The organism is Acidobacteriota bacterium, from assembly GCA_040756905.1.
Classification (GTDB): domain Bacteria; phylum Acidobacteriota; class Aminicenantia; order JBFLYD01; family JBFLYD01; genus JBFLYD01.
The window spans coordinates 1-24975 of the sequence record JBFLYD010000021.1 but is presented as its reverse complement, the minus strand read 5'-3'; the positions used below and the strand labels follow the sequence as shown (position 1 = coordinate 24975).

Annotated in this window: 21 protein-coding genes; 9 read left to right on the top strand and 12 right to left on the bottom strand. The window is 33.8% G+C overall.

Annotated elements, in window-relative coordinates; translation table 11 throughout:
* Both AB1410_02855 and AB1410_02850 read right to left on the bottom strand, forming a co-directional pair.
* Complete coding sequence (locus AB1410_02855) at nt 1-888, bottom strand: sugar ABC transporter permease (protein ID MEW6455643.1); 888 nt, start codon at nt 886-888, stop codon at nt 1-3.
* A 7-nt stretch (nt 889-895) separates the two neighbouring features.
* Nucleotides 896-2080: an ABC transporter substrate-binding protein gene (locus tag AB1410_02850; GenBank protein ID MEW6455642.1), complete on the bottom strand. Its 1185-nt coding sequence runs from the start codon at nt 2078-2080 to the stop codon at nt 896-898.
* A 409-nt stretch (nt 2081-2489) separates the two neighbouring features.
* Between AB1410_02850 and AB1410_02845 the strand changes: the two genes are divergently transcribed.
* From AB1410_02845 to AB1410_02820, 6 genes are all read left to right on the top strand, one after another.
* On the top strand, nt 2490-3740 hold the full coding sequence (locus AB1410_02845) for a glycosyltransferase family 2 protein (GenBank protein ID MEW6455641.1): 1251 nt from the start codon (nt 2490-2492) through the stop codon (nt 3738-3740).
* 144 nt (nt 3741-3884) lie between these two features.
* Complete coding sequence (locus tag AB1410_02840; protein ID MEW6455640.1) at nt 3885-4340, top strand: GntR family transcriptional regulator; 456 nt, start codon at nt 3885-3887, stop codon at nt 4338-4340.
* A 38-nt stretch (nt 4341-4378) separates the two neighbouring features.
* Nucleotides 4379-5041, top strand: coding sequence for a CPBP family intramembrane glutamic endopeptidase (locus AB1410_02835; protein MEW6455639.1), 663 nt, complete (start codon nt 4379-4381; stop codon nt 5039-5041).
* Nucleotides 5042-5155: 114 nt separating this feature from the next.
* Nucleotides 5156-7579, top strand: coding sequence for a DUF5916 domain-containing protein (locus AB1410_02830; protein ID MEW6455638.1), 2424 nt, complete (start codon nt 5156-5158; stop codon nt 7577-7579).
* A gap of 9 nt (nt 7580-7588) precedes the next feature.
* Entirely contained in the window at nt 7589-8173 is a 585-nt protein-coding gene (locus AB1410_02825; GenBank protein ID MEW6455637.1) for a hypothetical protein, read from the top strand.
* Nucleotides 8174-8276: 103 nt separating this feature from the next.
* Nucleotides 8277-9575: a TrpB-like pyridoxal phosphate-dependent enzyme gene (locus tag AB1410_02820; protein ID MEW6455636.1), complete on the top strand. Its 1299-nt coding sequence runs from the start codon at nt 8277-8279 to the stop codon at nt 9573-9575.
* A 351-nt stretch (nt 9576-9926) separates the two neighbouring features.
* Here AB1410_02820 and AB1410_02815 read toward each other — a convergent pair whose 3' ends face one another.
* The 3 genes from AB1410_02815 to AB1410_02805 form a co-directional block, all read right to left on the bottom strand.
* Complete coding sequence (locus AB1410_02815) at nt 9927-10949, bottom strand: ABC transporter ATP-binding protein (GenBank protein ID MEW6455635.1); 1023 nt, start codon at nt 10947-10949, stop codon at nt 9927-9929.
* Nucleotides 10949-11641 carry an ABC transporter permease gene (locus AB1410_02810; protein ID MEW6455634.1) on the bottom strand — a complete coding sequence of 231 codons (693 nt, stop codon included), beginning with the start codon at nt 11639-11641 and terminating at the stop codon, nt 10949-10951. The genes AB1410_02815 and AB1410_02810 overlap by 1 nt, the downstream gene beginning before the upstream one ends.
* A 181-nt stretch (nt 11642-11822) precedes the next feature.
* A complete protein-coding gene (locus tag AB1410_02805) occupies nt 11823-12620 on the bottom strand; it encodes a substrate-binding domain-containing protein (GenBank protein MEW6455633.1) in 798 nt (265 codons plus the stop codon).
* Between the two features lie 331 nt (nt 12621-12951).
* On the opposite strand from AB1410_02805, the gene AB1410_02800 reads away from it, so the two are divergent.
* Nucleotides 12952-15018, top strand: coding sequence for a DUF4910 domain-containing protein (locus tag AB1410_02800; protein ID MEW6455632.1), 2067 nt, complete (start codon nt 12952-12954; stop codon nt 15016-15018).
* 11 nt (nt 15019-15029) lie between these two features.
* Entirely contained in the window at nt 15030-15608 is a 579-nt protein-coding gene (locus AB1410_02795) for a Fe-Mn family superoxide dismutase (protein ID MEW6455631.1), read from the top strand.
* Between the two features lie 36 nt (nt 15609-15644).
* Here the strand turns inward: AB1410_02795 and AB1410_02790 are convergent, their stop codons facing one another.
* Nucleotides 15645-18500 (bottom strand): M14 family zinc carboxypeptidase, encoded by a 2856-nt coding sequence (locus tag AB1410_02790; GenBank protein MEW6455630.1) that lies wholly within the window; start codon nt 18498-18500, stop codon nt 15645-15647.
* 676 nt (nt 18501-19176) lie between these two features.
* On the opposite strand from AB1410_02790, the gene AB1410_02785 reads away from it, so the two are divergent.
* A complete protein-coding gene (locus tag AB1410_02785; GenBank protein ID MEW6455629.1) occupies nt 19177-20067 on the top strand; it encodes a hypothetical protein in 891 nt (296 codons plus the stop codon).
* A gap of 32 nt (nt 20068-20099) precedes the next feature.
* On the opposite strand, the gene AB1410_02780 is transcribed toward AB1410_02785, so the two are convergent.
* The 6 genes from AB1410_02780 to AB1410_02755 form a co-directional block, all read right to left on the bottom strand.
* A complete protein-coding gene (locus AB1410_02780; protein MEW6455628.1) occupies nt 20100-21110 on the bottom strand; it encodes a DUF1028 domain-containing protein in 1011 nt (336 codons plus the stop codon).
* 85 nt (nt 21111-21195) lie between these two features.
* Entirely contained in the window at nt 21196-21693 is a 498-nt protein-coding gene (locus AB1410_02775) for a PIN domain-containing protein (GenBank protein ID MEW6455627.1), read from the bottom strand.
* Nucleotides 21683-21907, bottom strand: coding sequence for a ribbon-helix-helix domain-containing protein (locus AB1410_02770; GenBank protein MEW6455626.1), 225 nt, complete (start codon nt 21905-21907; stop codon nt 21683-21685). The genes AB1410_02775 and AB1410_02770 overlap by 11 nt, the downstream gene beginning before the upstream one ends.
* Before the next feature lie 71 nt (nt 21908-21978).
* Nucleotides 21979-23013, bottom strand: a complete 1035-nt coding sequence (gene amrS, locus AB1410_02765; protein ID MEW6455625.1) for an AmmeMemoRadiSam system radical SAM enzyme — start codon at nt 23011-23013, stop codon at nt 21979-21981.
* A 385-nt stretch (nt 23014-23398) separates the two neighbouring features.
* Entirely contained in the window at nt 23399-24346 is a 948-nt protein-coding gene (locus AB1410_02760; GenBank protein MEW6455624.1) for a hypothetical protein, read from the bottom strand.
* 27 nt (nt 24347-24373) lie between these two features.
* Nucleotides 24374-24778, bottom strand: a complete 405-nt coding sequence (locus tag AB1410_02755; GenBank protein MEW6455623.1) for a PadR family transcriptional regulator — start codon at nt 24776-24778, stop codon at nt 24374-24376.
* Nucleotides 24779-24975 lie beyond the last annotated feature (197 nt).

Here is a 24975-nt window from a genome sequence, read left to right as displayed (position 1 = left end):
CTATTTAAATTCTCTCAATCCTTTGCCAATAATTCTGATGTAGAGAAAACTTATGCTCATGATTGAAAAAAATATAACCACAGAAATGGTTGACCCATACCCGAATTGAAGAGTTTGAAAAAGAACCTTATAGGCATAAATAGAAAGAGTTTCTGTTGTGTTTCCTGGACCTCCTCCTGTCAGGACATAAATTGCATCGAACACTCTAAAAGCATCAAGAGTTCTAAATACGAGAATGACCATTATAACAGGTTTTAATATAGGCAAAATTATTTTTTTAAATATATAAAAATAATTTGCACCATCAACCCGAGCTGCTTTAATCAAATCTTCGGGAATAATCTGCAGTCCGGCTATAAAAATAAGAGCAACAAAAGGAGTGGTTTTCCAGACATCCATGAATATTGCAGCATGAATTGCAAAATATCTATCCCCAAGCCAGTTAACGCTGGATGAAATTATGTGAAAATACTTCAACACAAAATTAAGCACTCCAAAATCGCCGTTGTATATCCAATCCCATATCTTTGCTGAGACTACTGTTGGAATTGCCCATGGAATTAAAATTATCGCTCTAACTATTCCTCTTCCGGGAAATTTTCTGTTAATTAAAAGAGCTATCGCCAAGCCAAAAATGAATTCAAGGGATACAGAAATGACAGTAAAATAAACAGTGTTGAATAAGCTGTTCCAGAATCTTTCATCATTTATAAGAAATGCATAATTTTTCAATCCAACAAATTCAGATATGTTGAAAATAAGCATTTTTTTATGGAAACTGAGCCAAACAACATAAATTATCGGAAACAAAGCCACAATGGAGATTACTATAAGAGAAGGAACTATCAAAAAATAACCTAATTTTTGATCATCAAAAAATTTTTTCATTTATTTCTTATACTTTTCCGAGGATAAAATTTATCTGTTTTTCACAATAATTTAAAGCTTCTTCTGGAGATTTAATTCCAGAAATAACAGAACTGATCTCAGATTGAAGAACCTGAGAAATCATCATATAATAAGGAGTCACAGGTCTTGGCTTTGAATTTTTTAATATGTCAAATAAACCTGCGATAAAAGGCTGTTTTCTTTTCAATTCTTCATCCTGGTATAAAATCATTCTTGTAGGCTTATATCCAACGTTAATTGCCATAAACTTCTGGGTTTCAGGAGAGATCATATATTTAATAAATCTCTCGCTTTCCTCAGGATACCTGGAATATTTATTAATCGCTAATTGCCATCCTCCGAGCGTTGAACTGCTTTTTCCATTCTTAAAAGATGGAAGGGGAGATATTCCAATTTTTCCTCTAACTTTTGACCCTTCTTCCTGAAAAAGGTTCCAGGCATAAGGCCAGTTTCTCATAAATATAGCATTTCCATTCCCGAAAATATGCCTTGTTGCTTCCTCATCGCAGTTGGTAACAAGGGAAGGACTTACTTTGTATTTATAGATTAAATCCCTCATAAACTTCAGCGCTTTTATATTTTCTTTACTGTTTATCAATGCATTATTCTCTTTTATTATCTCTCCGTTGTTTCCCCAAATATACTCTAAAGCATTGCAAATCAGCCCTTCGTATTGTTTTCCCTGCCAGATGAAACCTTTCAGATTCTCATCTTTCTCTTTTTTCAAGATATACTGAGATATCTGAATAAGTTCTTCCCAAGTCTTTGGCGGTAAATATCCATACCTATCCAATAAATCTTTCCTGTAATAAAGAACTCCTGTGTCTATATACCATGGAATTGCATATAATCTTCCTTTATAAGTATTAGCCTCAACCGTGCATGGAAAAAATATCTCTCTTTCCTCCTCAGGAATCAAATGACTGAGGTCTCGTATCCATCCAGCATGGCTGAATTCAGGAACCCAGATTACATCAAGAGCAATTACATCTAAGTTTGATGTCTTTCCTTCAAGATTTATGATGTAAAATTGATGCTGACTATCAGTTGCAGAGGGAAGAATTTCATCAAGGATTTTTATCTGTGGGTTCTCCTTTTCAAATTTTTTAATAATCTCTGAAAAATAAAAAATATTTCCCACAATTTTCCCATGCTTAAAAACAAGCCTCACTTTTTTATCACTCTGATTTTCGATTTTATTATCACTGCAAAAATAAATAGCTAATATAATTAAAAAAATAAAAATCAATAACTTTGGTTTAATCATTTTTTTAAAAATAATTTAATCCAACAAAAGAAAACCCTTTACTTAAAAAATATAACAGATAAAAACATCCATCTTCAACCAAAATTTCTTGAACTTTTTCAAATTTCAAGGCATGTTTAATTATTATAAATAAAAAAGATAGGATTTACTTTCAGAATTCACTTAGCTCGTTGATAGAAACTCCTTAAATCCTTAATAGTCTCTGTAATCAGCCAATTTTATTTTTTGAAAAGAAGATAATGTATATATAATTTGGCTTACTCATCATTTTCATTGAAATCAACAAAAATTTAGAATATAATTTTTAGTTAAAATGAAATTTAACACCGCTCTCCGTAGATGGTCAAATCGGAGAATAGAAAGAATTGAACATGTTGATGTTGTAGTTGGCATTCCTTCCTTTAACAATGATGAAACAATCAGTTTTGTAGAAGACACTATAAGTGATGGGGTTGCCAAATATCTTCCTGAGAAAAAAGCTCTCATCATTATCGCAGACGGAGGTTCGACTGATGATACGAGAGAAGTCGCTTTAGAAAAAAGTATAAGACCTTATGTGGAAAGGCTGATAACCATTTATCGGGGAATTCCAGGAAAAGGAAGTGCTGTAAGACTTATTTTCGAGGCTGCAAGAAACTTAAAGGCTCAGGCTGTTGCTATCTTCGATGCTGATTTAAGAAGTATCAAACCAGAATGGATAAAGAATCTTCTGGATCCTATTTTAAAAGATGGATTTCATTTTGTCGCCCCTTTATACAGCAGGTATAAATATGATGGAACGATTACAAATAACATCGTATATGTCCTAACAAGAGCTTTATTCGGAAAACAGATAAGACAGCCTATCGGAGGAGAATTTGGATTCTCTTTACCTCTTGTTAAATATCTGGAACAACAGGATGTATGGACAACTGATGTTGCAAGATATGGAATTGATATATGGCTTACAATCAATGCCATCGTAAACAATTTTTCAATTTGTCAGTCATACCTTGGAGTTAAAATCCATGATGTAAAAGATCCGAGTGATACATTGGCTGCTATGTTTAGGCAGGTTGTTCACACTCTTTTCAATCTAATCGAGCAATATTATAATTACTGGTCAAAGATTGAAAAAAGTGAATCAGTTCCTGTATTTGGAGAGATGGAGCAGATAGAACCTTCTCCTTTTTCGATTAATTTAGAAAAATTGATAGATAATTACAAAGAAGGGTTTGACCATTTCGGAGTCTTATGGGAAAAAATTGTTAACCCTGAAAGTTTTAAATATCTTAAAAAATTACATAACACTCAGAATTCTACTTTCTATATAGAAACAGAAATCTGGGCAAAAATATTGTACGATTTCTTAGTAACATTTCATACGTGGAAAAAAGACAGATATAAACTTGTTGAGATAATGAGCCCTCTTTACTATGCAAAGGTAGCATCTTTTGTAAACAGGACAAAAGATATGAATGATATTGAAGCGGAGGAAATTGTCCATCAGGATGCAGAAATTTTTGAAAAAAATAAACCCTATCTTTTAACTAAATGGTTAAGCTCAGAATCCCCTTCCTTATAGATTAATCAATATTTTTGCAAGTAATCCATTGATCTTGATTTAAAAAGTTGAGATTGGCCGGTTTATTTTTTTATAAAATTGGCTGTTGATGACCACCAATTCAAGGCGTATATTCAGCGTGGAACAGAAATTAACGAGACTACAATGATCTTAAGAATTGATAAATTCAGCTCCACTCCCCTGTACAAGCAAATTATTGAAGAAATAAAAAACCTCATCAACCAGGGAACCCTCGATGCGGGAAAATCCTTACCTTCATCCCGAAGTCTTGCCCAAAAACTTGGAGTCAATCGCTCAACGGTATACCAGACTTATGCCAAATTGCAAGCCCAGGGGTATCTCCAGAGCAAGCCAGGCTCTTACAATATCGTCCAAAAACGGCATAAGGAAGTTGCCTATAACCCAAAAAAACAAAGTGTTATTTCCTGGGAAAAAGCATCATCTTCCGAAGCCAAGAAACTGTATGAAACTTTTTTACGTTATTCTCCCGAGAGGCCAAAGAGTTTAAGGTTAAAAGGAAAAATCATCAGTTTGGCAACTCTTGGCCTTGACCCACGCCTTTACCCATTGGAGGATTTTCGAAAGTGTCTCAACTTATAATTTTTTAATGGGCTTTAACATAACTTGGAAAGGTTAACATGAGTTTAAAATATGAAAGAGTATTACCGTTGATAGCGATAATCATAGTACTTATCGCATTGGTCTTACATAAAGGGTTGGACCTGAGCATCAAGGCTTTTTATCTTACAGGTGTCACTCTGAAGATTGCTAAGATTCTTACACTTTTGGTGTCGATCCTCCTTCCCCTCTGGGTTACTCTTCGAATTCTCAGATTATCCCCTCAATCTACCCTTGGATTCTATCGCCCCTCTTGGAAAAAAGCATTGCCTGTTGTTGCTCTCGGCTTTGGTGTTGCTCTGGTGAGTGCTATGGTTTTACAGCGAGTTGTTCCGCTGCCACCTGATCTATTAGCTGAGATGGCTGATCTTGTGCGGTTCGAGAATGTTTCTGAGTTCATTTTGGTGGTCTTACTTTCAGTGGCCACGGCCCCTGTTGCCGATGAACTCCTATTTAGGGGTTTTGTCTTTCGGAGCTTCTTAGAACGCTTTGGTCCACTACCAGCCCTGATTGTTTCTGCCATCCTTACGGGTGTTTTCCACTGGGAACCCTGGATGATTCTCTATGGAACTCTCATGGGATTCATCTTTGCAGGAGTGGTTCTGTGGACAGGGAGTGTTTATACCAGTATCTTGTTACATGCCCTACTGAATTCATTAGCCTTGATCCCTAAAATCCAATAAGGTCTCATAGTGAATTGTATAGGAAATAACCCAAGCTTTGCGGCTCTCTCTCCTTTCAACTGTTCTTTAAAGTCTGGAGACATTAATAGCCATTTTAAACGGAGGTAACACATAATGAGTGAGAAACGAAGCAGCTGGGTATGGCCAATAGTAGGTAGTATCGCAGCTTTAGCCATATCCCCTATTATCACTATTCTTACCAGAAAACAAATTTTTTATGCATTAGCTTTGCTCCCGTTAACTTTGTTGTTATGGGTTATAACGCGGTTATCGGCTCAGGACATAGGCACTAGATTGGGAAATCTTCATGCTTATATATTGTCTTTCTTCTATCCTATTGCGGTAATGGGAGTGACTGGTTTAATCGTTTGGCTAACTGGAAGCATTCAGGCAAATAATATTTCAGTTACTACTATTGTCACACGTATTTTGGTTTTGTTTAATCCGATTACCGTTGTTGGTGCATTGCTAACAGAGGAGGGATTCTTTCGTGGCTGGCTATGGGGAATTTTAGAAAAAAACAGTCCTAAACTCTGGGTTAGATTGGTATGGACGAGTGTAGTTTTTTCTTTGTGGCATTATGCTACGACCATCATGGTGTTTTCTCTTCCAAAAGCTGTTGTTCCAGTATATCTTGGAAACATGTTTCTTATTGGTTTGATCTTTGGGTTGCTTCGTTATATCTCTGGATCATTACTTCCTCCCTCAGTTTCCCATGCATTATGGAACTCTCTTTCGTATACATTTTATGGTTATGGTGAGAAAACTGGAGCACTTGATATTGCTTCTCCTCACCTCTTTGATCCAGAAAGAGGGATTCTGGGGTCGTTTTTAAACCTTATCATATTTGTTTTATTTTGGAGATGGGTGAGAACGAAATCAAGAAATGATAGAATGCAAGGAATAAGGATAAGGCTTATTTTCTTTATTCCCCTGGTGTTGATAGGTTTTTCTATGCCAGTGAAAATGGGTTATGCACAGAATAAAAAAAACACTCCTACAATTGTACCTTTATCCACCATGTCAATTAAGATTGAGAGCGCAATTCATATTGACGGACGACTCGATGAAAAAGAGTGGGAAAAAGCTGTGGTAGTTGATCGCTTCATTCAGCGAGAGCCAAGAGAAGGAGAACCAGTTTCTGAGAGAACAGAAGTTTGCATTATGTATGACGATGATAATCTTTACATTGGATTTCGGTGTTTGGATAGAGAGGTGAGTAAGATTGTTGCCAATGAAATGCGCCGAGATATAGATCTGTTGAATAATGATTGCATTGAGATATACCTTGACACTTATCATGACCATCGCAGTGCTTTCTACTTTTGTACAAATCCTTTAGGTGCACAAAGGGATGGAATTATAATGGCTGATGTTCCAGATGAGGGTCAAAATTGGGATTGGAACGGAGTCTGGGAAAATGCCTCAAGTATCGACAACGCAGGATGGACAGCAGAAATTTCCATTCCTTTCAAAACCCTGAGATTTCACAAGAGCGAAGATATAATCTGGGGAATTAACCTCAGTCGCTACATACCACGCAAACGTGAGGAGGCCTTCTTCTCTCCAATTTTAAGGGACTATGGTTACTGGGGTAAGTATCGTGTTTCTGCTTACGGTCATTTAACGGGTATTCGAGATCTCCGACAGCCGAAAAAATTGGAACTTAAGCCATATACTCTTACTGGTGTCCAGAGTGATTTTATTGAAAGTCATAATTATGATAGAAGACTCAATTTTGGAATTGACCTTAAGTATCATCTCACTTCCAACCTTACAATGGACATTTCTTGGAACACTGATTTTGCTCAGGTGGAGGCTGATCAGGAACAAGTCAACCTCACCCGATTTGAACTCTTTTTTCCTGAGAAAAGAGATTTTTTTCTTGAGGGAGCAAGCATTTTTCGCTTTGGTGAGAGAACCTTTTCACCTGTTATACCGGCAAGCGTTCTTTTTTTTAGCCGACGGATTGGCCTCTCAGAGGATAACAGACCTATTCCGCTTCTCGGCGGTTTAAAGATGACAGGAAAAACAGGAGGCTTTAATCTCGGTTTTCTGAATATTACTGCAAAACGTACAAGTTATACGAATGACAATGATGAGTACATAGCTATCCCCAGAACAAATTTTAGCGTGCTCAGGGTTAAAAAGGATATTCTGACTAATTCATTTATGGGATTCATTGGTTTAAATAAAGACTCCTTGGATGGCAAAGACTTCAATCGTGGTGTGGGTATTGATGCAAATATTTTTCTGAGTAGAAATGCACAAATAAGTGGATTTTTGGCAAAAACATTTTCTTTAGAAAAAAACAGAAACGATTTTGCAGCTTACGGAGATTTTTTCTATAACGATGATTTATGGACAATCTTTCTATCACAAAATACAATCCAGGATAATTTCAACCCTGAGATGGGATTTATGCCGAGAACAGGCATTCGTAAAACCCAGATTAACTTTGGCATTTCACCCCGTCCTAAAATATTAAATATTAGACAGGTTTCTTTTTTTAACGATTTCAACTATTTTGCCAATTAACAAGGTAAATTGGAAACCAGAACCAATTTCACAGGCTTTTACTCTTTGTTCCAAAATGGCGCCACCTTTTTAGGGATTTTTGTCCAGAACTATGAATTCCTGAAGGAAAGGTTCGAAATCCATGAGGGTATATTCATTCAATCTGGAAGTTACCGTTTTAACAATTTTTACAGTGAGTTTGAATCTGATAAAAGTAAAGCAATTTCAGGGAAGATAAAGTTCACCAAGGGCAATTTTTATGATGGAAATATTACTGGATATGGATTTGGTACTAATTTAAAATTGGGAGCTCATCTTACAATTAATCTTCTCTACGATCATAATGATGTGAAACTTAAATCAGGCAATTTTAAGACAGAAATTATCGGAACGAGGATTCTTTACACATTCTCTCCTAAACTCTTTGCTAAAGCATTCATCCAGTGGAATAGTGACAAGAATGCTATTATCGGGAACTTTCTTTTGAGTTTTATCCATACACCAGGAAGTGACTTCTTTCTTGTGTATAATGAAGAATTGAGCAAGAATGGGAAGGCATTTAAAACTAACAATCGTGCCCTTATGTTGAAATTTACATATCTGTTTAACATTTAAGCATCTAAAAATTTTTGACCACTATAAAACCTTACATTTCCAAAATATAATATTCCTTGAAAACAAAAATATATGCCATTATAATGCAGGGCTGGAGGGATTGATGAAAGAATTAAGACAGGTTAATTTAGCTGTAGATGAAATGCCAAAGCAATGGTATAACGTACTCCCTGATCTACCAGAATCTCTTCCACCCCCAAAAGATCCTGATGAAGGAGAATCAAGGATAAAGAATCTTCCAAATATCTTACTTTCAGAATGTTTAAACCAGGAATTTGCCCAGGAAGGAGGTATAGACATCCCTGAAGAATTATTACAACTCTATCAGCAAGCAGGAAGACCAAGGCCGCTGTTCAGGGCGAAAAATCTTGAAAAGAGACTTGATACGCCAGCACGAATTTATTACAAGGCTGAATTCTACAGTCCTACAGGAAGCCATAAAGTAAACACAGCCTTAGCCCAATGCTATTATGCAAAAAAAGAAGGGTACAAAAGAGTAACAACTGAAACAGGTGCAGGGCAATGGGGAACAGCCCTTGCATATGCTGCAAGCGTTGTTGGATTGAAATGCACAATCTACTGGGTAAGAGCTGTATACAACTGGAAACAGGACAGAAGAACATTCATGAGATTATTGGGAGCAGAGGTTTATGCATCACCGAGCCCAAAGACAGATATAGGAAGAGAACTTTATGAAAAAAATCAAAATCACCCTGGTTCCTTAGGGATAGCAATTTCTGAGGGAGTTGAAGATGCTCAGAAAAATCCTGACACAATTTACTGTCTGGGTTCAGTCCTTAACCATGTTCTATTACATCAAACAATTATAGGATTGGAGACAAAAAAACAGTTTGAGAAATTTGAAGATTACCCGGATATTTTAACTTCGTGCCTTGGTGGAGGGTCTAATTTTGGAGGTTTTGTTTTACCATTTTTCAAAGATGTCTTCAAAAAAGGAAAAAAGATTAGATTCATCGCAGCCCAGAGCCAGGCTGCACCGAATCTTCAGGGAGAGTATAAATATGATTTTGCTGACCATGGAGAGCTTACTCCTCTTCTTAAAATGTATACCCTTGGCCATAGGGCAGAAATGCAGCCCATAAGAGCTGATGGGTTGAGATACCATGGCTCTGCTCCAATAATAAGTTTACTTAGACATTTAGGACTTATAGAAAGTATAGCTTATCCTCAGGATGAGAGATATGTATTTGAAAGAGCTAAAATTTTCATTGAATCTGAGGGATTTCTTCCAGCCCCTGAATCCTCCTATGGAATTACGTGCGCAATAGATGAAGCCTTGAAATGCAAAGAATCCGGAGAAAAAAAAGTAATAGGAGTAAATATTTCAGGTCATGGCTTTATGGATATGGAAGCTTATAGAAATATATTGGATTTAAAATAGAGAAAAACATTTTGTAAGCATATCTCGGGGTTTATTAAATAAATTATTTTTCTAATTACCCAAATTTTTATTAATTTTTATACACTCCACAAGAATTCTTCAGCTCTCAGTTGTAGTGTTTATAGTATATTTTTGATTTTATTGTATAAAATACATACAACAACTTAGAGTTAACGATAATAAACACATAGTATTGATGATAACACCCCTTGTAGGGCAAAGCTTTAGCTTTGCTTAATTCAAAAAATATGCAAGCCTAAAGGCTTGCCCTACTACTATTTTTTATTTAACTATTTTATCCTTTATTTTATGTAGTGTGTAAAAATAAGTAAAAATTTAGGTAATTAAGATTCAAATAAATCTTACTGAAGAGGTTTTAAAAGTTAAATAAACTTCCTCTCCTAAGTTTAATCTCATTTCATTAAAAGATAGTCTTGTTATTTTAACTATGAATTCTTCTCCTCCATCTATTAAAAGCTTTACTGAAGCATCCTTTTCTTCTTCAATTTTTACTATTCTACCTTTAAAAGAATTCCTCGCGCTTGACTCTATTGGTGTGCGCGAGACTAATATATCCTCTGGTGCAATTGAGATGTGCTTTGTGAATTGAGATTCTTCAACTCGGGGAGGGACTGAAATTTTTAATTTTTTTGTTTTAAAGAAGTAATTTTCATTTTCTTTTATGAGTATTCCTTTATAAAGATTTTCTAACAGCTTAGAGATAACTCTTCCATTGATAAGCGTAATGACCGTGTCTCCAATTCGATAAGCCTGGTGTAGATTGTTGGTTGCAAAGAATACAGTGATATTTCTCTCCAAATTTGTTTCTTTTACTATGGATTCCACCAATCTTTCATTTTTCTTGTCCATGTTTGCGGTTGGTTCATCGAGAAATAAAATGTCAGGCTCTAAAACCAGTGCCCTTGCCAGGGCAATCATCTGTATTTCTCCACCTGAAAGTTCCTTAGGTTTTCTTTTTTCAAGATGGGTAATTTCTAATTTATCCATTATAGATTTAACTTTCTTTTCTATCTCTTCTTCAGGAAAATTTCTCCAACGCAATCCATATTCAATGTTTTTTTTAACAGAGGTTTTAAAAATATATGGATTCTGGGAAACAAATGCCATTCTCTGCATAATTTCTCTTTTTTTTAATCTTAAATAATTAAAAGATCCCCCCTCAAAAATTATTTCACCAGAATCAGGTTCATTTAAAAAACTAAGAATGTTCATAAGGGTTGTCTTCCCTGCTCCATTGGGTCCCGTTATAATATGAATCTTTCCCTTCTCAAAATATATCTCTTCAATCTCAAGAACTTTTTTATCGTTAAAAACTTTAATCAGATTTTTGATTTGAAGAAATATCCTACCCATTAATATCTCTGCTTTTGAAGATTTGTAAGAAAAGAATTAACTAAAAATGCAAGAAACATTAAAATTATTCCAAGGGCAATGCCCAGAGAAAAATTTCCCTTTCCTGTTTCAAGGGCTATTGCTGTTGTTATCGTTCTTGTGTATCCCTTTATGTTACCGCCAAGCATCATCGCTGCTCCCACCTCAGAGATTACCCTTCCAAATCCAGCTACTACAGATAAAAGTAACATGCTCTTTGCCTCTTTCAATATAATTAAAGAAACTTGGAAACCATTCGCTCCTAAACTCTTGGCAGTCCATATTGCCCTTTTATCTATTGATTGAAAAGCATTGAATGAAATACCTGTAATTAATGGCGTCACTAACAATACCTGGCCTAAAATAATAGCCCCGGGACTAAACAACAATCCAAGATTACCTAAAGGACCTTTTTTTGACAAAATTGAAAAAAGAGTTAAACCCACAACGACTGTTGGCAATGCCATTAATGTATTCAATATCACTAAGAAAAACTGTCTTCCAGGAAATTTTTTCTGAAACAAAAATAAACCGATGGGTATTCCCATCAATGAAGAAATTAGAATTCCGATTAAGCCTATATATAATGTAAAAATTACTATTTCAAATACTTCTCTATCCAATGAAATTATAAGTCTGAATGCAGTTGAAATTCCTTCCCATATAAATTCCATTTTTCCTCCTGATAAATCATAAAAATTAATACAAACACAATAGATAAATTGACACGTAGGGCAAAGCTTTAGCCTTGCCTTAAGCAACCCTGAAGGGTTGCCCTACAAAATATATAATGCGTTTGTATTAAATTACTTGTTCCAACATAAATCAAAATATTTGACAAGTATCTTTTCATTCTTATTTTTTAAAAAATAATGGAACAAAAAGTTGATTCCCATTTTTATCTTTAAAATTAGCAATGGTCTTCTGGCATTCATTGGATATCAGCCAATCAATGAATTTACATGAAATCTCATATTTAACATACTTAAATTTTTTTGGATTAACAGTGATAACACTATATAGATTATCAAGGGAAGCATCACCTTCAAAAAGTATTTGCAATGAAATTTTATTTTTTAAAGCAAGATAAGTTCCTCTATCAGTAATCGTGTAGGCATTTTTTTCATTAGAAATTATCAAAGTCTCTCCCATTCCCCTCCCTGCTTCTTGATACCAGCTTCCATAGGGCTTAGAAATCCTGAGTTTTTTCCATATGGAAATTTCTTTCATGTGAGTTCCCGATTTATCTCCTCTCGAAATAAAATTAGATTTATTTAACAGGATTTTTTTAAAGGCTTCTACTGCATTCTTTGCTCTTTTAACATCTGCTCTGTCATTTGAAGGACCGACAATCACAAAATCGTTTTTCATAAAAATCTTTCTTTTAATTCCGAAGCCTTTCTTGATAAACTCTTTTTCTAATTCAGGAGCATGGGAAATGATAATATCCACATCACCACTCTCTCCAAGTTTTAAAGCCTGTCCAGAACCACCTGCAATAACACTTATCTTTATTTTATTTTTCTTTTCAAAAGGAGGAATAATTACATCAAGAAGCCCTGAATTTTCCACACTGGTTGTGGTTCCCAACTTTAATCTTTCATCTGCTAATACGATAGAGTTACTCAGATCTTCAGAAATAAAAAATAACATATTGAATATCCCCTCTATGATCAATGAATGGGAATGAGATAAAGGGCAAAAAAATTTGAAATTAGTATTAACAGATCTAACAGGAATTTGGACAAAAATAATAAGAAAAATGAGTATCAGAATTTTTCCATTTCTAAATTTCATTTCAATCCTAACTCCATATACCAACAAAATCGCTATATTTTTTAAAATCCTAAATAATATAATTGAAATTTGATTTTTTTTAAATATACTATTTCTCGAGTTGATTTTATAGAATAAGTTTTTCCTTGATGATTTTTTAAATATTGAGGAAAATAATTAAGTTAAAAATTAAATTTAAGGAGTAAAAATGAGAAAAAATCTATTTTCATTTCTATTTGTCATTATTTTTCTTTTTTCTTCTTCATTTCCATTTCTAACCGCACAGGAAATCATTTCGAAAAAGATAATCGATGAATTCATCAATGAACTTTCAGGAGAGAGAGCTAAAGATGAGGTTATAATGATTTCAAGGTTTCACAGAATCCAAGCTTCAAGAGGATGGCATGACGCTGCTATTTACATTCAGAATGAATTAAAAAGATATGGAATTGAAAATATATCTTTAGAAGGATGGCCATCTGATGGAGATACTTATTATTTCACTTTGCAGACACCTCCTGGCTGGGAAGCAAAAAGTGCAGAACTCTGGTTAGTAGAACCATTTCAACAAAAATTATGTGATTATGAAGAAAATCCAAATGTACTTGCAACATTGAGCAGAAGCGCTAATGTAAAGTCTGAATTGATCGACGTGGGAACAGGTCTAAATCCTGAAGAATATGAAGGAAAAGATGTAAAAGGAAAAATTGTTTTAGCAACAGGATACTCAGGAGATGTTCACAGAGAAGCAGTAATGAAAAGAGGAGCCACTGGTATAGTAACTTATTATCCAATGGAAGTAAGAAAAGAACATCCTGAACTTGTCAGATATACTTCTTTGCGTGTCAGACTGAGTGAAAAAGACAAAACCAGGTTTGCATTTAATGTAAGTAAAAGTCAGGGAGCAATGCTCAAAAATCTTCTTCAGAGCGGGAAAAAGGTAGTCTTACATGCTAAAGTTGACGCTGAAATTTATAGAGGAGAGGTTGAAGTTCTTACAGCAACAATTCCAGGAAATGTTTATCCAGAAAAAGAAGTTTTAATAATTGCACACCTATGCCATCCAAAGCCAAGCGCAAATGACAATGCTTCTGGAAGTGCTGGAACTTTAGAAATTGCAAGAACGATAAAGAAACTTATCGATGAAAAAAAGATTAATTATCCAAAAAGAACAATCCGTTTTATGTGGGTCCCAGAGATGAGCGGCACAATTGCTTACATAAAAGCCCATCCTGAATTCCAAAAGAATACAATTGCATCTATAAACCTTGATATGATTGGTGAAAATTTAGAAATTACAGATTCCACTTTCAACGTTACAAAAACCCCTGATTCTATGCCCACATTTTTAAATGACCTTGTGGAATATTACACTTTACTCACGGATAAGCTAAACATAACATCATTGAGAGGAAATAACAGCCCTTTTAATTTCAGAATTCTTCCTTATAGTGGAGGAAGTGACCATTATATTTTAACCGAAGGATCAATAAGTATTCCTTCTGTTATGTTTGGACACTGGCCTGATCCATTCCATCATACAAGTCAGGATACTCCTGATGTAACTGACCCCACAGAACTGAAAAGAGTCTGCCTTATAACAGCCCTCTCAATCTGGACGATTGCAAATGCAGAAGATGACGAAGCAATATGGATGAGTCATCAGATATTCAAAAATGGATTGCTCAGGATAAGAGAAAATTTGAACGATGGAATTAGAAAATTATATTTAAGTAAAAACTCTGATGAGCTTTTCTTATATTATAAGCAGCTCTATAATATTCTTGACCACTCTTTTCTTCGGGAAAAAAGTTCAATTCTGTCAACTGTTCAATTTACAAAAAATGTTGAATCAAAAAATATAATTAAAAATCTTATCGAGAATCTCAGTTCTAATGAAACAATTTTTAAAAAAGAAATTGAAAATCTATATCAAATTTGTTGTAAGAAATTAAACATAAAACCCCCTATTATTTCACTAACGCCTGAAGAGAAAAAGGCTTCTATGATTATTCCAAAAAGAACAGAATGGTGGAAGGGCCCGTTAAATATCAGTTTTTTAGAGGATAAATTGAAGGAAGTTAACGTAAGAGAAAAAATAAAATTATCCGGACATGCGATTTACGAAGCCTCAAATTTTATGGACGGAAAAAGATCTATTTTAGAAATTTACAATGCAGTTAGTGCAGAATACGGAGAGCAGAATTTAAAATATTTTGAAGATTTCTTCAATTTATTGGAAAAAGTAAATTTAATCGAGTATATAAAAAGATAAAAGGAGGAAGAATGACATACGAAGCAAAAGATTATTCAAATTTAATCGGAATGGAAGGTTTTAGCGAAACTTTATTAAAGAATCATTTCACTCTTTACCAGGGATATGTAATAAACACAAATAAACTCAGTGACATTCTTTCCCAGATGTTAAAAGAAGGAAAAACTGCAATACCTGAATATGCAGAATTGAAAAGAAGATATGGATTTGAATTCAATGGTATGAGACTCCATGAGTATTATTTTGAAAATTTAGGAGGGGAAAAGCTAATTGAAAAAAACAGTAAATTAGCAAAGAAACTCGAAGAAGATTTTGGAAGCTATGAGTTGTGGGAAAATGATTTTAAAGCAACTGGAGCGATGAGGGGGATTGGCTGGGTTATTCTATACCAGGATGATAAAACAGGAAAGCTATTCAATCAATGGATAAATGAACATGAAACAGGTCATATGGCTGGCTGTCAACCCATTCTTGTGATGGATGTCTTTGAACATGCTTTTATGATTGATTATGGACTAAAGCGGGCAGATTACATTTCCTCATTTTTTAAAAACATCGACTGGGAAAAAGTTGAAAAAAGATTGAAATAGGCTCCTTTATTATCTCAATGTTAAAATTTTAGGAATCTAATTTTTCATATCGTTGTAATTCAATATAGCATTATAAACAAAATTAAAATTACACTGATTCATATACCGATAAAGGGGATTGAAATTGAATAAAACTACATGTCCATTTCCAAAAGGAACATCCATAATGGCTACTTTTCCATCAAGTTCCTGCTCATTTTTAACAAGACCGCTCAACCAGACAGGAGACTTTTGCTCTGGCTTTTTAATCTCTTCTTGAGGCTCAGATATATCTAAACCATCCTCCATATTACTTCCGAAATCTCCATAATATAATCGAGAGTAATAGTCTTCCTGTTCTTCGTATCCAATAGGTTCCTTAGTCCCATATTGAAGCACGATGTATTTAAGAGCTTTCTTGCTAACTTTAAACATTGAATTTGAACCTTTAAATATAGATATTTCCTCAGGACAGCCATAAAGAATTGGATGTTCCTTCTTAAAAGTTTCTCCTTTTACAATTGCACCTTTTAACTGGAGCTTTGGTGAAGGAACAAGAGATATATCATCCACAAAACCCAGTTCAATGGGCAACCTTGAGGCATTATCTAAAGCAATAAGAACACCTCCTTCAACTATAAATTTCTCCAAAGTTAAAAAACCCTCTAATTTCATACCTCCAGTTATATCATCTGAACTATCAACTTCTCCTAAATGTTTAAACTCTTTCGTTTTATTATATGCAATTGGAGAATATTTTGAGGAAATTCCTCTGAGAAATGATGTTAAATTTCCCCATTGATTTGGAAGGATGATAACATCAAAATCCTTTTTTAGATTCCCCTCTCTTAATCTCTCATCATTTATTAAATTATATGGAATACCTGCTTTATCAAATGTAAAATGAACCCAACCTGCATCCTGGGGATAGAGCCAGGTATGATAAACCCCTATCCTTGGTAAGTCCAGTTCATGATGAGGAACTTCTAATTTATTCTCTAAACTCGAAACTTCAAGGCCAAATTTTTCTGAAGCTTCTTTAAGTTCATTTTCTAACTCAGGAGGATTATTTTTTACTGGAATTATCCATGTTCCTGCAAGGTAATTTTCATTCTTTATCGTGAATTCTTTTTCAGCTACAAAAATTTTGTATTTTTTCAATCCATACCTGGCAGATATCATTGTGTTTGACCCATTATTTTTCACTATGTAAAAATTTGGATTATCTACTTTAATAAATTTTCCTCTATACATAAGAGGCTCTTCCACAGGAGACATTGAGATCTTCTGAATATCTGGATCATCGATTTTTTCTGTTGCAACTCCATACAGAAATCCCAAAGTCCATCCTGTATCATCATAGGGAATTGTAGCTGCATCTTTTGGAAACTCTTGAATTTCAAGCAAATTTTTTGCATGGTTTCTATAAGGCTGATCCATCCTTACGACAAAACTTCCCTCTGGAAACTCTTTATCTTTTAATTTAATCTTTTCATTCGCTTTATGAACTTCGATACGATGCTCAAGCAATAAATTCAAAAGGTCATACACTGCATTTATATTTTTCTGTCCTGAAGGAATTACCCAGGCATAAGGGGGTTCAGTTTTTCCCTTCATATATGAGTTAAACCCTTTTTTCCAGAAATTATACAGGATTGTTTCTTTGTTTAGGGCAGTCAGATATAAAGCTGCGATAACTCCACTCTGCATGTAATTAATGTTATTTCTGAGAGACCACTTAACCTTTTTTGGAGGAGGATAGGCTCTGTACCACTCTTTTGTTGTAACTGGCTTTCCCATGAATTTTTCTTTAAGCTCTCTTTCATAGGTGTTGGCACCTGCATTTCCAAAAGTCTCATAGAACCTTCCAATCGCATTGTAATTATTTCCAAGCCATAGCAGATACCCTGGATACCATCCATCAAAAAATGCCCATGTCCACACCCCTGGCATCCCAAGCTTTGTAAGCTCAGTAACTTCATACTGGGCAATCCACTGCCATTCTTGAGTTGAAATTGGGTCTAAATTTGGGTTGTATGGACCATATCCTGTTGAAACATAGAGGAGAGGAAGGGATTCGTGAAGGTCATGGGTTACCTGCGGATACCAGTTAAAAAATGCTTTATAAAGATTTTTAGTCAACTTCTGAGATATCTGGATTCCATCCCTGTTATTATCATGAAATACATATTTTCCCCAGAAAGGAGAAGTTATCATTGGAATATCCTCAATTTTTTCAATTTTTTTTGTATGGCGATAATACCAGTCAACCTGTCTCTGCCATCCATCAATTTCAAGAACAGGGGTAATCAGTGTAATTATATTCTCTCTTATCTTCTTTATTTTCTCATCATCTGAGACTGCTAACCTGTATGCTAATTCAGTGAGCATCTCAGGGCTACCTGTTTCTGCAGAATGAAGACCTCCTGTCAGGTAATATATTGGCTTTGCTTTTTTTATAATCTGCTTGGCTCTTACTTCATCTGTTTTTCTTGGATCTGAAAGTTGATAAGAGTAATCTCTATAAATTTTTAAACTTTTTATCGTCTTGCTATCTGCAATCGCAACAACAAACATTTCATTTCCCTCATCTGTTTTTCCAATGAGAAAAAATTCTACATTATCTGATTTATCCGCAAGGATTTTAAAATATTTGTAAATGTCATCATAATAAGTGAGCTTTCCTGGAGTTCCATTTATGTAGCCTAAAACTTTATAGGGAGTGGGAACTGTTTTAGAGAAGGGAATATAGTCAACCCATGAATTTAGAAATGATGGATCTGTTGTGTATTCTTTGATGAGTTTTTTGGAAATTTCTTCTTCATTTTGTGAAAATAAAACAGCTAAATTTAACCAAAAGAATAACACAAGATTAAAAATAAGTGAGAATCTTAAAAAGTTTTCTCTTTTCATTTTAACCTCCCTTTCAAAATATTAATTAACTCAAGCTAATTTAATCGCCCTCATTTAAATCTTAAATATTTTTAGAGATTTTAAAATTATTTTTAATCAAATTTTCATAAAAACATAAATTTAATGAATCTTCATTTCTTCTTAAACACAATAGCCAAAAGAAGAAAAATGATAGCCAATACCCAGAATATGTGAAACAGAAAACCTATAAAAATTGCTCCAATAGCAAACAGAACAAATATCCAGCTCAAACAGCCCATTTTAAAAATTCTATTCTTCTAATTTCTATTTTTCAACAGTATTTTTTATAAAATGTTTTTATAAACTTTTAAATTCCAGAAAATTATTTTTTAAAGTGTCTAAACATTTTTATTGACAAATTTTATTTTTTATCTTATTATTACCCCAATAATGAAATTAGGATTTATTGAATTTACTTTTCCTAAAATTAATAATAATAACAAATCGAAATAAATAGAAAAAGGAGACCTCATATTAATCCTTAATTTCATAGAGTTTTCCATACTTCTCATAATGAATGCACTTATTTAATCTCCCTGATTAATCATAAGGGGATTATAAGTAAGTGAGGTTAAGCAAAGGGTGAAATAATGTTTTTTATGTAAACGCCGAGAAGGGCGTTATGAGAAGGATTCTAAATAAAAGGAGGTAAATTATGAAAAAATCATCGTTAGTATTGGCTTTAGGGGCTGTTTTGCTTTTGACTATTTTTCTGGGATTTACAGGAGAAAAAGCTACGAAAACAGAAAAGTCTAAACAAGAAAAAGAAGAACTCTTGGCAATCGCTTCTCCACCACCAGGTTCCCTTGACAATCTTTTCCCTCCTAAAGCTGAACAACCTATATTTACGTTAAAGATGCAAGAGATGGGAACTTTCTTTTCTGGAATTATTTCAGATTTAACTGAGAATGACTTTCAGAATGTTATGGTCAATTTTGAAAATTTTAAAGCTCAATACATTGAGAATTCAAAATTGGTGCCTGAATGGGAAAAATACTTTCCCATAGAACCGGTTGAGGAACTCGGAGCAGCTTTAAAGACTGGAGACCAAGGAAAAGTAATGCTAGCATATGAAAGGGTAGGAAATATATGTACTGACTGTCATATTGTTAATATGCCCAAGGTTCAATGGAAGTACCACTGGCAGGATTTCTCTGGGATAAAAGTTAAAGACCCCCTAACTAATGAAGAAGTTAACTTTACCAGATTCATGCAATACCTCGATACAAGCTTTGTAGGAATTCTCTTAGACATTCAGCAGAACCAGAAGGAAAACGCCCGAAAGCAATTTCAAGGAGTTAACGCAAGGTTTCAGACACTCAAGGAAACCTGTCTGAATTGCCATAATACAGAGAGAAAATATTATACTGATGAGAGCGTTCAGGATATGATAGATAAACTTGGTCAGGCACTTAGTGCACCTTCTGTTGACCCAAAAGTAGTTGAAGAATTAGCTATGGGCATTGGAATGGAGAGTTGTCATAAATGCCATCTGGTCCATGTTCCTTCTGCTATTGCCAAATTACAATGGGAAAAATTTAAATGAATTAAAGTCAATAATAAAGCTAATAACTTTGTTTATTTTTTAGGGGCAGCTGAAAGAATTTTTTTCATAATTTCAGGGTCATCTGGCAGCTGGCCACATCCTGGAAGCCTTTTAACAAGGATAACCCAGTTTGAATCTTTTTCAAATACATATTTAAAAAGAGGAAGGGCTTCCTGTATCTTGCCGAGATTTGCCATTGTGACTGCTGGCCAGAAAGCCATCTCTAAATTTTCAGGATACATTTCCATTGCTTTTTTATACTCCTCCATCGCAGATTTTATATTATTTTGAGTCAGGAAAACATCTCCTTTGTCCATATGGGAATATGCTTTACTTAAATTTATAAGTCTTCGAAGCTCAGGTAAAGGGTAAGGATGGTCTTCAACCCTTAAATCATACAATCTATCTTTATACCACAATCCACTTGGTTTTCCTTTTACAACCACTATAGCAGCTGATTGCTTACCCCTGATATCTCCTCCTTCTGCCTCTGCAGCTTCCAAAGCTGTCATAAGCCTATCAACTAATTCTCCTTTTGTATTTTCAAATGCTTTTGCCATTGCCTCCCACACTGTATTCTTTAACATTAGATTTGCTTGGCATGAAAACCCTTTTCCTGTGTAATGACCTGCCTCAGGAATGCAATTTTTTCCAGTATGAACTGCTATTCTTCCTTTGGCATCCACCATCGCAACCTGCCTCACATCCTCCCTCTTATCAGCTGAGACAAGAGCTTTCAGAGCTTCCTCAGGTGATTTTCCTGCTTTCATTAATTCAAGACCAAGGGGACCATAAGAAACCTCAGCAAAGGACTGGGTTGCTACAGCTCCAACGCCAGCCTCAACCCATGGAACAATAGGACCAACTGAAAACCAATGTGATTGAACTGCAACTCCAAGTTCTCCTGTGGCTGGGTCATAAGCAACAATTGAATAGGTACTCACAGGAGGAATTGAATTTAGAGGTCTTTCCTGGCCATAAAATAGTAAACTTACAAACAATAAATAAAACATAGAAAAAATAACAAAAAAGATTTTTTTCACCTATCCCTCCCTCTATTAAAAAATAAAATTTTAAATCTTTATCATAATTATAATTATATCTTCCATAGGTTCGCTTTCAATTTAATTAAACATCTGAAGGGGGGTAAACTTTGAAAGTTTTAACTCTTTCAAAATCTTTGTCAGAAGAAGCGATATTTAAAATCCCTGAGTTTTTCATCATGGCAGAAGTAATCGAGTCATTTACTAAAAGGCCATAATCCCTGCGAAATTCAAAGCTCATCTCTAAAATCTCCTCATGGAATAGAATGACTTCTACTCCCATTTCTAAAATATTCATCGTATTTTTTTGATATTCAGAAAGCTTTTTTCCAATATCAGGATTTTCTCTCAATTTATGGACTAAATTTCCAGGCGTAATTAATTTTTTATATAAAGCTTCAGCAAGCATTAGTTTGTGCATAACCTCAAGTAAAATATTTATAGAAACAAAACCATAAACTTCGCCGGTTTCACAACGAATTAAAAACTCTTTACAGCTTTTTGAGACACCAGAGAAATGATAGATAAAAATGTTCGAGTCGATAAAAATTTTTTCGCCAGATTTGATATCATCAAGTTTCATAGAAGTTCTCTTCCTCAAGAACTTCTCTTACTATATCAAGAGGTAGCTTAATTGCTCCTTCTGATTTTTCAACTACCCCTTTTTTTCTTTTTTTTAAATATAAAATAATAGCTTCCTCAATAACTTCTGATATTTTTTTCTTATCCTTTGCCGCAAGGATTTTTAAAGCAGAAAATATTGTATCATCTATCAATGTGCCTATTTTCCTTTTCATTTCTTCCTCCAGTTAAATATTAATATTAAAAAAGCAAGAAATCAAGAATAAATTCTTATTTTCTTCTTATTTTAAAATTTTCCGTGGATTTCATTACCGCAAAAATAACATTTATTTCCATTCAAATTAATTTCGAATAATGAAAGGGAAAACCTTTGAATGATCATTCTTCCGCACTCTGGACAGTAAGTATTTTCTCCTGGATGGCCAGGTACATTTCCAAGATAAACATATTTTAATCCTGCTTCTCTCCCAATTTCTCTTGCTTTTTCAAGGTTAATTATAGGGGTTTCAGTTAAATGAGAAAGCTTTAGATAAGGGAAAAAACGTGTTACATGCCATGGGGTTTCTTCGCCTAAATTCTCCTTTATCCATTTTGCAATTTCTCTTAACTCATTTTCTTTATCATTATATTCTGGAATCACATTTGTTATTATCTCAACAAAAATTCCTTTCTCATTTTTTGCTTTTTTTATAAGATTTAATATTGGATAAAATTCTTTTATATGAGCAATTTTTTTGTAGGTATTTTGACTGAAACCTTTTAAATCAATTCTCATTGAGTCTAAATAAGGCGATATAATCTCAAGAGCTTCCTCTGTCATTGAGCCATTTGTAACAAGGTTAGTTAACAGGCCAGATTCTTTTGCCAATCTTGCTCCATCAAGGATGTATTCTATCCAGATGGAAGGTTCATTGTAAGTCCAGGAAATTCCTTTGCAATTATGTTTAATTGCGTTTTTGATAAGTTCTTCAGGTGAAACATATTCTCCAAAAGATAATTTTTTTTCTGGATTTTTATTTTTTCCGATTTGAACATGAGAAATGTCCCAGTTCTGGCAACCAGGACATCGGAAATTGCAGCCGTAAGAGCCAAGCGAAAGCCATAAACTTCCAGGATAGAAATGATACATGGGCTTTTTCTCAATGGGAGATATAGCCCATGAGGCTACAACTCCATATATTAAAGAATAAAGTTTTCCATCTCTATAAATTCTCGTTCCACAATGTCCTGTATTTTTTTCCTTGATGACGCATCTTTTTATGCAAACATTGCACTGAACTTTGCCATCAGAAAGCTTTGTATAAAGAATCGCTTCTTCCATTTTGTCCAATGAGTTTTAAATTATATTTCCTTATAAATTATTATAGAATTTTATAAACAAAAATTCATTCTAATTCTGATAAATTCATTTATATTGGGGGTTATATTTTTTACTTCAAACATGTCTTTAAACATTATTTCTTCATTTAAAATTTTTTTATTTTCCATTGAATCTTTTTTATATTGAACTAATTATTTTTTAAAATATCGAAAAAAATTTCCTTATTTCCAAAGCAAAGGAATTATTCTGAAATTGGAGGCTTTTCCTGAGGAACCTATTAAATTGAAAGAGATAGAAGAAGATAAAAGAATAAATAAATTATTTTAAAATCGAAGATTTAATCCTCCATAGAGTCTGTGCCTTCTTAAAAGTTCTGGTTTATTAGTTAAAGGATGGAGAACTTTTTCTTTATCAATATGTACATGGGAGAGATAGATATAATCAAGCAAGGTAAAATATACCCCATTGCAGCTGGAATGATTCCAATAAAGTTTGTTCCCGTTGTGAAAGTTAAAGGTGCTTCAAATAGAATATAGTAATATAAAATAGAGTAAAATATAAACCCTGAAACTAATACTGTTTTTAAATATTTTAATCTTGAAATTATGTAAATTCCGCTTGCAAAAATGCAAAATAAAGAAACAGAGAGTTGGAGGGTAAATCTAACTGGAGGAACTATTTCATCTGAAGCAGAGGCTATCCAAGGAAACGCGAGTGGAAGAAGATAAAGGGGAAGCAGATAAAAATTTCTTTTAGAAACAAAATAAATGGAGAAAATAAATATAAAAGACAAAATTATCAAGACAAGCCAGTAAAAAATCGCGATTTTGAAAAACAGAACAAAAAGCACACTTCCAATCAATATCCACAAAACATTTAAAAAACCCAGCCACGGAATCGTCCACAAAGGTGCTCCATTTTTATAGGCATAAAAGCTTACAAATATAACTAAAAGTAATAGAAAAGAATGATACGAATCCCATAGAGTTTTACGTGGTAAAAATGAAATTGAAATCCCTATTAAGTCGATTAAAAATAAGACTGAAAATAGGAAAAAAGGTAAAATTGCAAGGAAAACATCCTTGAAAATATTCCCAGAAAGCCTCCCAAACCCATGAATCCAGAGTAATCTCCTTTTCAATTTCTTTAAATTACCAAGCTTCTTTATTGATTCTATCTGGGATTCCTCATGACCCCATCCTTCCTCTTCCAGATTTTTTGAAGATTCATAAAGATGGGATTTGAATTCAAAAAGAATCTCAGAAGCCTTATTATTTTCAAGATTTACATCAGAGAAAAATTCTTTAAGAAATTTATCTATTTTTTCATACATTGTTCATCCTTCTTATTTCAAGTCCAGTTACAAACTCATCACCTTAAAAGTTTTCATTTCATGGATATATTTATGATCTATAATTTTATTTGAAACGGTTCTGGTAAACAAAAACTGGGAAAGATTTTTAGCGAACTGATTCCATTCCTTTGATGTTTCCTCAAAAAATTTAATTCCCTTTTTTGTTATCGAGTAATATTTTCTGTCAGGAAGGCCTTCTTTTTGGCTTTTCCTCCATGAACTCACAATAAATCCATCTTTTTCAAGGCTGTGAAGAGCTGGGTAAAGAGTACCTTCATCCAATTTAAAATATCCTCCTGATTTTTTCTCGATCTCTTTTAAGAGCTCATACCCATACATTTCCTTTTCTTTAAGAAGAGATAGAATCAAAAACTTTGTTGACCCTCTTTTTATTTCCCTTAAGAATCTCATAAACCCTTATATTTAGTTACACTATATATATAATTACAATTAATACTTTTGTCAAATATCTTCATCCAAATTGTCAACTAAAAATTAAAAATGGACTATTATTCAATGATTTAAAGTTTAAAAGTGGACTTTTTGGACACGCTATGATTTAAACCTTCTTTCGATAAAGGAGGTTTAAATTATGGCTAAGCAACTTC

What these genes read in the sequence shown, in the direction of transcription:
- AB1410_02855 (MEW6455643.1), bottom strand. Translation starts at nt 888, where the DNA reads ATGAAAAAATTTTTTGATGATCAAAAATTAGGTTATTTTTTGATAGTT.
- AB1410_02845 (MEW6455641.1), top strand. Translation starts at nt 2,490, where the DNA reads ATGAAATTTAACACCGCTCTCCGTAGATGGTCAAATCGGAGAATAGAA.
- AB1410_02840 (MEW6455640.1), top strand. Translation starts at nt 3,885, where the DNA reads ATGATCTTAAGAATTGATAAATTCAGCTCCACTCCCCTGTACAAGCAA.
- AB1410_02835 (MEW6455639.1), top strand. Translation starts at nt 4,379, where the DNA reads ATGAGTTTAAAATATGAAAGAGTATTACCGTTGATAGCGATAATCATA.
- AB1410_02830 (MEW6455638.1), top strand. Translation starts at nt 5,156, where the DNA reads ATGAGTGAGAAACGAAGCAGCTGGGTATGGCCAATAGTAGGTAGTATC.
- AB1410_02820 (MEW6455636.1), top strand. Translation starts at nt 8,277, where the DNA reads ATGAAAGAATTAAGACAGGTTAATTTAGCTGTAGATGAAATGCCAAAG.
- AB1410_02815 (MEW6455635.1), bottom strand. Translation starts at nt 10,949, where the DNA reads ATGGGTAGGATATTTCTTCAAATCAAAAATCTGATTAAAGTTTTTAAC.
- AB1410_02810 (MEW6455634.1), bottom strand. Translation starts at nt 11,641, where the DNA reads ATGGAATTTATATGGGAAGGAATTTCAACTGCATTCAGACTTATAATT.
- AB1410_02805 (MEW6455633.1), bottom strand. Translation starts at nt 12,620, where the DNA reads ATGTTATTTTTTATTTCTGAAGATCTGAGTAACTCTATCGTATTAGCA.
- AB1410_02800 (MEW6455632.1), top strand. Translation starts at nt 12,952, where the DNA reads ATGAGAAAAAATCTATTTTCATTTCTATTTGTCATTATTTTTCTTTTT.
- AB1410_02795 (MEW6455631.1), top strand. Translation starts at nt 15,030, where the DNA reads ATGACATACGAAGCAAAAGATTATTCAAATTTAATCGGAATGGAAGGT.
- AB1410_02790 (MEW6455630.1), bottom strand. Translation starts at nt 18,500, where the DNA reads ATGAAAAGAGAAAACTTTTTAAGATTCTCACTTATTTTTAATCTTGTG.
- AB1410_02785 (MEW6455629.1), top strand. Translation starts at nt 19,177, where the DNA reads ATGAAAAAATCATCGTTAGTATTGGCTTTAGGGGCTGTTTTGCTTTTG.
- AB1410_02775 (MEW6455627.1), bottom strand. Translation starts at nt 21,693, where the DNA reads ATGAAACTTGATGATATCAAATCTGGCGAAAAAATTTTTATCGACTCG.
- AB1410_02770 (MEW6455626.1), bottom strand. Translation starts at nt 21,907, where the DNA reads ATGAAAAGGAAAATAGGCACATTGATAGATGATACAATATTTTCTGCT.
- amrS (MEW6455625.1), bottom strand. Translation starts at nt 23,013, where the DNA reads ATGGAAGAAGCGATTCTTTATACAAAGCTTTCTGATGGCAAAGTTCAG.
- AB1410_02760 (MEW6455624.1), bottom strand. Translation starts at nt 24,346, where the DNA reads ATGTATGAAAAAATAGATAAATTTCTTAAAGAATTTTTCTCTGATGTA.
- AB1410_02755 (MEW6455623.1), bottom strand. Translation starts at nt 24,778, where the DNA reads ATGAGATTCTTAAGGGAAATAAAAAGAGGGTCAACAAAGTTTTTGATT.